Here is an 8928-nt window from a genome sequence, read left to right on the forward strand (position 1 = left end):
TGGGGGCACTCCGCGAGGCGTGCCCCCGAACCTGAAGAAATATATGAAGGTTTCAGGCCGTCAGTACAACTTTTCCTCGTACGTGGCCACCTTCGAGCAGCCGGTGCGCCTTCACGGCCTCCTCCAACGGAAAAGTCTGCTGCACCTCGACGCGCAGCTTTCCGTCAGCGACCAGATCCACCAGCCACTGCGTCTGCTCCGCGTTCGGCCGCGCCCAGGTGTTGACGACACCGTTCTCCAGCGCCCGAGGTCCGTCCACAATGGACGTCATCCGCGTCCGGTCGCGCACCAGTTGCAACGACTGGTCGAACGCCAGTCCGCCCGCGTTGTCGACCACCACGTCGACCAGGCCGTCGCCGCCGACCAGTTCCGCCACCGCGTCGACCAGCGCGTCACCGTAGGCGACCGGTTCGGCCCCCAGCGATCGCACGAACTCGTGGTTGCGCGGCGACGCGGTGCCGATCACCCGCGACGCGCCCAGTTCCCGCGCGATCTGCACCTGAAGATGCCCGACGCCACCGGCGGCGGCGTGCACCAGGACGACGTCGCCGGAACCGGTACCGACGGCCTTCAGCGCCTGCAGCGCCGTCAGCCCTGCCAGCGGCAACGCGGCCGCGGTCACGAAGTCCACGGTGGACGGTTTGCGCGCGACCATCCGGTCCGGCAGCGAGATCAACTCGGCGTAGGAACCGAACTGGACGTGGTCCTTGCGGGCGTAGGCGAGCACCTCGTCGCCCGGCTTCCAGTCCTGCACGCCGATGCCGACGGCCCGCACGACACCCGACACGTCCCAGCCAGGGATCAACGGCAGGTGGTGCGGCATCAGCCCCTGCAGGTACCCGGCTCTGATCTTGTGGTCCACCGGGTTCACGCCGGCCGCGCGCACCTCCACCAGGACCTGGTCAGGCCCCAGCAGCGGGTCGGGCAGCTCCTGCAGCGACATGACGTCGGCGTCGCCGAACCGGGTAAACGCGATGGCTTTCACAGTCCCTCACCGTAGAAGACACGCTCCGCCACCGCACGTGCACGACGAGTGGTCCTGCGATATTCCTCCAGGAACTCCCCCGGATCGCCCCCTGGCTCGTATCCCATGACGGACGCGACCGCCACGAGATCGCGCCCCGACGTCGGCAGCTGATCAGATGCCTTGCCGCGCACCAGCATCAGGGCGTTGCGCGCCTGTGTCGCGAGGTTCCACGCGGTGGTCAGCGCGGCAGCGTCCTCCGCGGCCAGCAGGCCCGCGCCCACGGCGGCCTCCATCGCGGCCATTGTGGACGGTGTGCGCAGGCCCGGTACCGCGCCGGAATGCTGCAGCTGCAACAACTGCACGGTCCATTCGACGTCCGCGAGCCCGCCGCGGCCGAGCTTGGTGTGCGTGCTCGGGTCGGCGCCCCGCGGCAGCCGTTCCGCGTCGACCCGCGCCTTGATCCGCCTGATCTCCCGCACGGACGCCGCGTCCAGGCCGTCCGGCGGATAGCGCAGCGGTTCGATCAACGCCTCGAACTCGGCGCCCAGGGCGGCGTCGCCCGCGATGAACCTGGCCCGCAGCAGCGCCTGCTTCTCCCACAGCTCCGCCCACTGCCGGTAGTACGCGCGGTAGGAGTCCAGCGTCCGCACCAGCGGTCCCTGCCGGCCCTCCGGCCGCAGGTCGGCGTCGACCAGCAACGGCGGGTCCTGCGACGGGGCGCCGAGCAGCCGCCGGATCTTCTCCACGACCCCGCTCGCCCACTTCACCGCCTCGGCGTCGGTCACGCCCTCGAACGGCCGGCACACGAACAGCACGTCCGCGTCCGAGCTGTAGCCGAGCTCGTACCCGCCGAGCCGGCCCATGCCGATCACCGAGATCGCGGCCACGGCTTCACCGGACGAGCGCACCGCCGCGTCCAGCGCGCTCCGCAGCACCGATCCCCACACCTCGGACAACGAGATGCACACCGTCTCCAGCGGCATGAACCCCAGCAGGTCGGCGGCGGCGATCCGCAGCAACTCGTGGCGCCGCAACGATCGTGCGGCCGCGATCGCCCGCGCCGCCTCGCCGTACCGGGAAACGGCGCTGCGCAAGGGTTTCCCGATCGAGTGCGGATCACCGCCGACCAACGCCTCGGTGTCGGCGAGCAGCCGCATCACCTCCGGCGCCCGCACGAGCAGGTCCGGCACGAAGCGCGAGGTGCCCAGCAGCACCGCGAGCCGTTCGACCACGGCGCCCTCGTCGCGCAGAAGCCTCAGGTACCAGGGGGTTTCCGCGAGCGCCTCGGACACCTTCCGGTACGCGAGCAGGCCACCGTCCGGATCGGGCGTGCCGGCGAAGAGGTCGAGCAGCACCGGCAGCAGGGCACCCTGGATGCGAGCCCGCCGGGACATCCCGTGCGTCAAAGCCTGAATGTGCCGCAACGCGCCGTCCGGCGACGTGTAGCCCAACGCCGCCAGCCGGGCGACGGCCTCCTTGGTGGTGAGCCGCAACGCCTCGGTCGGCACTCCCGCCACGGACTGCAGCAGCGGCCGGTAGAACAGCTTCTCGTGCAGCCGCCGGACCTGGTTGGCGTGCTTGCGGAACTCCGCGAGCAGCACCTGCCCCTCGGACTTCCGCCCGTCCGCCGCCAGCCCAGCCGAGCGCGCCAGCCACCGCAACGCCGTCACGTCGTCGTCGGCCGGGAAGAGGTGCGTGCGCAGCAAACGCTGCAACTGCAGCCGGTGCTCCAACGTGCGCAGGAACCGGTACGAGCGCCCGAACTCCGCCGCGTCCTCACGCCCGACGTATCCGCCCTGGCCCAACGCGGCCAACGCGGCCGTCGTCGCCTGAATGCGCAGGTCCTCGTCAGAACGCCCGTGCACGAGTTGCAGCAGCTGCACCGCGAACTCGACGTCGCGCAGACCACCGCGGCCGAGCTTCAGCTCGCGGTCGGCCAACCCCGAGGGCACGTGGTCCTCGACCCGGCGCCGCATCGCCTGCACGTCCTCGACGAAGTTCTCGCGCTCCGCCGCCGTCCACACGTACGGGCGCACAACGTCGAGATAGGCCTGCCCCAGCTCGGCGTCCCCGGCGACCGGCCGCGCCTTCAACAGCGCCTGGAACTCCCAGGTCCGCGCCCACTTCTTGTAGTACGACGCGTGGCCGTCGAGCGTGCGGACCAGCGCGCCTGCCTTGCCCTCCGGCCGCAGCGCCGCGTCAACCTCGAAGCACGACTGGCCCGCGATCTGCATCATCGTGCTGGCCAGCCTGGTCGCCACGCCCAGATCGCCTTCGGCGACGAACACGACGTCGACGTCGCTCACGTAGTTCAGCTCGTTCGCACCGCACTTGCCCATCGCGATCACCGCGAGCCGGCAGCGGTCGGCGGCGCCGTTCACCTTCTCCGAGGCAAGCTTCAACGACGCTCGAAGAGCCGACACGGCCAGATCGGACAGTTGCGCGGCCACGGTGTCGTACGGGACGAACGGCAGATCGGGTTCGACGACGTGCGCCAGGTCGTTCGCGGCGACGAGCAGCAGCTTCGCCCGGTACTCGGTGCGCAGCACGTCGTCGTCCGCGAGCTCCAGCGACACGTCGACCTCGTCGGTCAGCGAACGCCACCGGTCGGGGTTCACGACGAGGAAGTCCGACAGCGCGGTGGACGAGCCGAGCGCGGCGAGCAGACGCCCGCGCACGACGACGTCCTTGTGCAGCGCGGCCGACAGGGCGTCCCAGTCAGCGACGGCTTGGAGACGCTCCAAGCCGCGCAACGCGAGGTCTGGATCAGGTGAACGGGAGAGCGCCGCCAGGACCGGCTCGGAGCCGTCGGTGGGCCTGCGATCAGCCCACAGGCCCAGACCGCGCAGCACTTCCTCGCTGCGCGGCTCGGTGAGCCCGAATCTTGCTGGGGACGCGTGGCGGACTGGTTCGCTCATCGTGAGCCAACCCTAATCCCCTCACAGCGTCAGAAGACGATCAGTGAGAGTCCGTAGAGCACGACAGCCACGCAACCGGCGAAGCTCGCGTACGCGGGGACCTTCTTGTCACCCGACAGAGCGCGGATGCCGAGCACGAACAACGTCACCACGAGGACCGTGGCCAGCAGTGTGGCGCCGAAGACCTGGAGCAGCGCCGTCCAGTCGACCTTCATGCCGCCACCTTGTGCAGTTCGGCCTGCGCGGCGACCTCGTCGACGATGTGCTCCGGCTTGATCGGCTCGCGCCGCGCCAGGATCCAGATGAAGATCGACACCGCGAGACCGATGACGGCGACGCCGATGATGCCGACCGTGCCGGTCGACGCCCACTTGCCCGCGAGGGCGCCGACGATGCCGGCGGCGGGCAGGGTGAACAGCCAGCCCGCGGCCATCTTGCCCATGGTGCCCCAGTTGACGCCGCGGCGGTCGCGTCCCAGGCCGGAGCCCATGATGCCGCCGGACGCGACGTGCGTGGTGGACAGGGCGAAGCCGAGGTGCGACGACGCGAGGATCGCCGTGGCGGTCGAGGTCTGCGCCGCGAAGCCCTGCGCGGGCTCGATGGTCGTCAGGCCGCGGCCCAGCGTGTGCGTGATGCGCCAGCCGCCGAGGTACGTGCCCGCCGCGATCGCGAGACCGGCGCTGATGATCACCCAGGTGGGCGGGCCGGAACCGGGGGCGAGCGAGCCGGACGTGATCAGCGCGAGCGTGATGATGCCCATGGTCTTCTGCGCGTCGTTCGTGCCGTGCGCGAGGGAGACCAGCGAGGCGGAGGCGACCTGACCGACCTTGAAGCCGGTGTGCGCGACGCGCGGGTCCGCCGCCTTCTTGAGCCGGTAGACGACGATCGTGGCGATGGCCGCGACCAGGCCGGCGACCAGCGGCGCGACGATCGCGGGCACCAGGACCTTGTCGACGACCTTGGCGAAGTGGATGGCGTCCACACCGGACGCGACCCAGGCAGCGCCGATCAGGCCGCCGAACAACGCGTGCGACGAACTCGACGGCAGGCCGACGTACCAGGTGACGAGGTTCCACATGATCGCCCCGACCAGGCCGCCGAAGATGATGGCGGGGGTGATCTGGGCGTCGTCGACGATGCCGCCGGAGATGGTCTTGGCCACCTCAACGGACAGGAACGCGCCCACGAGGTTGAGAACCGCCGACAGCGCGACCGCCGTGCGGGGCTTCAGGGCACCCGTGGCGATGGAGGTGGCCATGGCGTTGGCCGTGTCGTGGAACCCGTTGGTGAAGTCGAAGATGAGAGCAGTGACAACGACGATGATCACTACAAGTGCGGGATCCACACTGATCCTCCGGCTGGATCGAACAAGCTGTCCAGGAGATTACGGTACCGCCAACGGAGGATGTCTTAAAACCTACGAAAGTAACGTCACACCAACGGAAGTTGTGTGCCCGAACCCAGTGCGGGCAACAGTTCTCCCCGAACGAGTTTCGCGAATCGGCCGACGAACGGCTGCCACACCTCTTCGAAGTCGCGGTGCGCCTCTTCGAGGAACTCCTGGTCGAAGTGGTGAGCTCGCGCACAGGACGCCGATTCAGGATCCTTCGAGGCCCAGTGCAAGACGATTTCCGGGGTCGTCTCGATGTGGAACTGAAGGCCGTAAGCGCTCTCCCCGACCCGAAACGCCTGATTCGGATATTTCGGGGACGCCGCGAGGTGTTCCGCGCCGGGCGGCAGCAGGTGCACCTCGTCGTTGTGGAACTGCAGCACGTCGGGCGTGAACGGCAGGTCGGCGAACAGCGGGTCGCTGGCCGCCGCGTCGCGCTTCGCCACCAGCAGCACGCCGACCTCCGGCCCCTGCGGGCCCTTGCGCACCTGGCCACCTGTGGCGGCCGCGAGCAGCTGCGCACCGAGACAGATCGCCAGGGTGGGCAGCCGCTTCGACACGGCGCTGGACAGCAGCTTCCTCGCGTCGGCGAGCCACGGGTGGTCGAGGTCGTCGAGCGCGCCCATCTCACCGCCGAGGCAGACGACGCCCTGGTAGCCGTCGAGGGTCGCCGGCGCGGGCATCTCCTTGAGCGGCACGAGGTCGAGCTCGATGCCCTCGGCCTCCAGCCAGTCCCCGAGCTTGGCCAACGGGTCTGACTGCGAGGGCTGCAGAACGAGCAGGCGCGGTGCGTTCACGCATCTGAGCCTAGGTGGGCCCAGGTCAGCAGTGACACGCGACCTTGGATACACCTGCTCCGACGAGCTGATCCGACTCGACCGGATAGCCCGCCTCCCGCCAGGCCGTGATGCCGCCGGACAGCCGCTTCACCCGGTAGCCCCTTTGCGCGAGCGCGAGGGCTCCCTTGGTGGCGGCGTTGCACTGGAAGCTCTCGCAGTAGCAGATGTAGACGAGGCCCGGATCGAGGTCGAGCTGCTCGGGCAGGTCGCGGTAAGGCAGGTTAATCGCGCCGGGAATGCGAGCCTGCGCGAACGCCTCCGGAGCGCGCGTCTCCACGAGGACGTAGCCGCGGGTGTTGCCTTCCTGGATGTTGCCTTCCTGGATGTTGCCTTCCTGGAGGTCGCGGTACACGTCGTCGGGGTCGGCCTCGAACGCGAGCTCGGCGGCGAAGTGGGCGGCCGCGGCCTGCGGGTCGGCGGCGGGGAAGCGCAGTGCGTTCGTCATGCCTTCGATCCTGCTTGGCTGTGGTGCCGCTTCGACATGCGGAAGTCCAGGCGTCCGGCGCGATCTCCTTATGATTTCCAGGTGGAACTCGACGCGGTGGACTGGAAGATCCTGTCGTTGCTACAGCAGGACGGGCGGATGTCCTTCACCTCGCTGGGCCGTGAGGTGTCGCTGTCCGCGCCGGCGGTGACCGAACGGGTCCGGCGCCTGGAGTCTCTCGGCGTGATCACCGGCTTCACCGCGGTGGTGTCGCCTGCGCGCCTGGGCCTGCCGATCGAGTCGATCGTCCGCGTGCGGGTGCGTTCCCTGGACACGCCGCGGTTCCGCACGCAGGTGCTGGTGCTGCCGCAGATCCTCGACGCCGACCACGTGACCGGCGACGACTGCTGGCTTCTGCGCGTCGTGTGCCGGTCGATGGTCGAACTGGAGGAGCTCGTCGAGGTGATGCAGCGCTACGGCGACACGACGACGTCGCTCGTGTTCTCTTCCCACATCCGCAACCGCCCGCTGGCACCCGAGCTGTTCAGCTGATCCAGCTGCACTCGGACCAGTCGGCGGGCGAGTCGTCAGATCGGGTGGTGGCCGTCCTGATTCGGCCGCTGCTTCGTCTCGTTCAGTGGACAGGAGGAGGGCCTGCGAGTTGTCCACAACCTGATCGGGTGGCGATTGTCCTGAAACAGCGTTTTCTTTCTCCCGCATATGCGGAAGCGCGGGGGGATGCGACAGGGAACTGCGGCGGTGGCAGTCTCAGTGACTGCATGGACGGGGGCTGGGTGCCCAGGACACCTGGGTGTCGTGTGGATGGCTGCAGCATCAGGTCGGCGCCGGGTGGACTCAGCGGGCGTCTGTCGCCTGCCCCTCGGCGGCGTAGCGGGGAACAGCTGTCCCGGTCGACTACGACGGCGATCCTGCACTCGGTGTTCAGGTCGTTGGTGGACGTGGTGAGCCTCGACTGCGCCGGCACGTCCGGCGCCCGTGAGGTCTTCGAGCCGATCATCCTGGAGGCGCTGCTCCTTGCCATCGTCGCGGCAGAGCGTGCGGAAGGCCTCGACACCCCAGGCCCTCGTTTCGTTGGCCTCGTCGATCGCGCGGTCCCGCAGCGCGTCTACGGCGAGAGGGCCGCGGCTGGTGGCGCTGCGGCAACGTGCAGTGAGCGACCCTCTCCCTGGGTCACCGCGCCGGCCACGGTTCCGTTGTCGCGCAAGGAGATCAGCGTGATCGGTGGCGTGCGTCCCTGCAGCGCCGCGTCCGCACCGGTCAGGTGCACGCTGTTGTTCACGGGATCGCTGTCGAGGGGTCGCCCGGCGCCGTGCGGAAGTCCTTGATGTCGTTGTGGCTCAGTGCTTCCACCAGAGTTCCGCCCAGTCGTCGAGTGGTTGGTAGCCGATGCGTTGGTAGATCGAGTTCGAGACCGGGTTGGTCAGGTCCGCGAAGAGCAGGACGTCGGTGGCGCCCTGGTCCAGCGCCCACTGGCTCACGAACGCGCTGACCGCGGCGCCGTAGCCGTGCTTGCGGTGTTCGGGTGGGGTGTAGACCGGGCCTACCCTCGTCATGCCGGCCTGTGGGCGGCTGGCGACTGCCCAGGCGACCGGTGTGCCGTTGATCACCCAGAGGGCGTGGCCGTTGCCCAGGCGCAGGGAGCCTCGCATGGCTTCGGTTGCCGGTTCGTTCGGTGCTTCTGGGACGGCTTCGCTCAGGAACGCGTCTCGCCAGGCGCCCAGGAGTTCGACGTCGTCCTCGGTGGCCAGGCGGCCGGTGCCCTCGACGGACGGCGGGGCCAGGGTGCCTAGGCGGTATTGCCTGGTGGCGAGGGTTTCCGTGTAGTTCTTGCCGGTCGCTGTGGCGAAGGCCTCAGACCTGTCACGTGGGCCTGTCACTCCTGGGGCGTCCGGGTCGATTCTCGCGGCTAGGTCGGCCGCCAGTTCGACCGCGGCGAGTGGAAGGTCGGCTGCTTGGAAGGGCCACGGCGGGGTGCGGACCAGGGAGCCGACCACTTCGCCGTTCTCGTGGAAGGTGATCAGGGTTGGCAGGAGTTCGGTGGCCGGCGAGCGGCGGATTCGGTCCAGCGAGGTGAGCGCCACCGTGTTTCGCACCGGATCGGCTGTCAGCCGATCGTGGGTGGCTGCGTCGAAGGATTCCAGGGTGGCGTGCACGACCGCGTCCATGGGTCCATCAGACCAGAGCGTGCAAGCGAAAATCTGCACGCAAAAAACCCCTGAGGGGAGCACTTGAGTGCTCGACCCTCAGGGGTCTTCTGGAAATAATGTTCGGCGACGACCTACTCTCCCACACCGTAACCAGTGCAGTACCATCGGCGCAGAAGGGCTTAACTACCGGGTTCGGAATGGGACCGGGTGTTTCCCCAACGC

Annotated in this window: 9 protein-coding genes and 1 rRNA gene; 2 read left to right on the forward strand and 8 right to left on the reverse strand. The window is 68.9% G+C overall.

Annotated elements, in window-relative coordinates; translation table 11 throughout:
• Window positions 1-52: 52 nt before the first annotated feature.
• The 6 genes from ACIQF0_RS34845 to ACIQF0_RS34870 all read right to left on the reverse strand — a co-directional run bounded on the left by ACIQF0_RS34845 (window position 53) and on the right by ACIQF0_RS34870 (window position 6559).
• Window positions 53-985, reverse strand: coding sequence for an NADP-dependent oxidoreductase (locus ACIQF0_RS34845; RefSeq protein WP_401036766.1), 933 nt, complete (start codon window positions 983-985; stop codon window positions 53-55).
• The gene (locus ACIQF0_RS34850) at window positions 982-3885 is read right to left on the reverse strand and encodes a bifunctional [glutamine synthetase] adenylyltransferase/[glutamine synthetase]-adenylyl-L-tyrosine phosphorylase (RefSeq protein ID WP_401036768.1); all 2904 of its coding nucleotides are present in this window, start codon (window positions 3883-3885) and stop codon (window positions 982-984) included. Before ACIQF0_RS34850 ends, ACIQF0_RS34845 begins: the two co-directional genes overlap by 4 nt.
• Before the next feature lie 29 nt (window positions 3886-3914).
• Entirely contained in the window at window positions 3915-4100 is a 186-nt protein-coding gene (locus ACIQF0_RS34855; protein WP_401036771.1) for a hypothetical protein, read from the reverse strand.
• Window positions 4097-5230 (reverse strand): anion permease, encoded by a 1134-nt coding sequence (locus ACIQF0_RS34860; protein ID WP_401036773.1) that lies wholly within the window; start codon window positions 5228-5230, stop codon window positions 4097-4099. Before ACIQF0_RS34860 ends, ACIQF0_RS34855 begins: the two co-directional genes overlap by 4 nt.
• 86 nt (window positions 5231-5316) lie before the next feature.
• Window positions 5317-6072 carry a type 1 glutamine amidotransferase gene (locus tag ACIQF0_RS34865; protein WP_401036775.1) on the reverse strand — a complete coding sequence of 252 codons (756 nt, stop codon included), beginning with the start codon at window positions 6070-6072 and terminating at the stop codon, window positions 5317-5319.
• Window positions 6073-6097: 25 nt separating this feature from the next.
• The gene (locus tag ACIQF0_RS34870; protein WP_401036778.1) at window positions 6098-6559 is read right to left on the reverse strand and encodes a rhodanese-like domain-containing protein; all 462 of its coding nucleotides are present in this window, start codon (window positions 6557-6559) and stop codon (window positions 6098-6100) included.
• An 81-nt stretch (window positions 6560-6640) separates the two neighbouring features.
• Here ACIQF0_RS34870 and ACIQF0_RS34875 point away from each other — a divergent pair, with 81 nt between their 5' ends.
• Both ACIQF0_RS34875 and ACIQF0_RS34880 read left to right on the forward strand, forming a co-directional pair.
• Window positions 6641-7090: an Lrp/AsnC family transcriptional regulator gene (locus ACIQF0_RS34875; RefSeq protein ID WP_401036780.1), complete on the forward strand. Its 450-nt coding sequence runs from the start codon at window positions 6641-6643 to the stop codon at window positions 7088-7090.
• 386 nt (window positions 7091-7476) lie between these two features.
• Entirely contained in the window at window positions 7477-7884 is a 408-nt protein-coding gene (locus tag ACIQF0_RS34880) for a hypothetical protein (protein ID WP_401036782.1), read from the forward strand.
• Between the two features lie 12 nt (window positions 7885-7896).
• Here the strand turns inward: ACIQF0_RS34880 and ACIQF0_RS34885 are convergent, their stop codons facing one another.
• Window positions 7897-8724 carry a GNAT family N-acetyltransferase gene (locus ACIQF0_RS34885; RefSeq protein WP_401036785.1) on the reverse strand — a complete coding sequence of 276 codons (828 nt, stop codon included), beginning with the start codon at window positions 8722-8724 and terminating at the stop codon, window positions 7897-7899.
• Window positions 8725-8824: 100 nt separating this feature from the next.
• A 5S ribosomal RNA gene (gene rrf, locus ACIQF0_RS34890) occupies window positions 8825-8928 on the reverse strand; the annotation flags it as partial.

Origin of the sequence: Lentzea sp. NPDC092896 (assembly GCF_044754905.1) — a bacterium.
Lineage (GTDB): Bacteria > Actinomycetota > Actinomycetes > Mycobacteriales > Pseudonocardiaceae > Lentzea.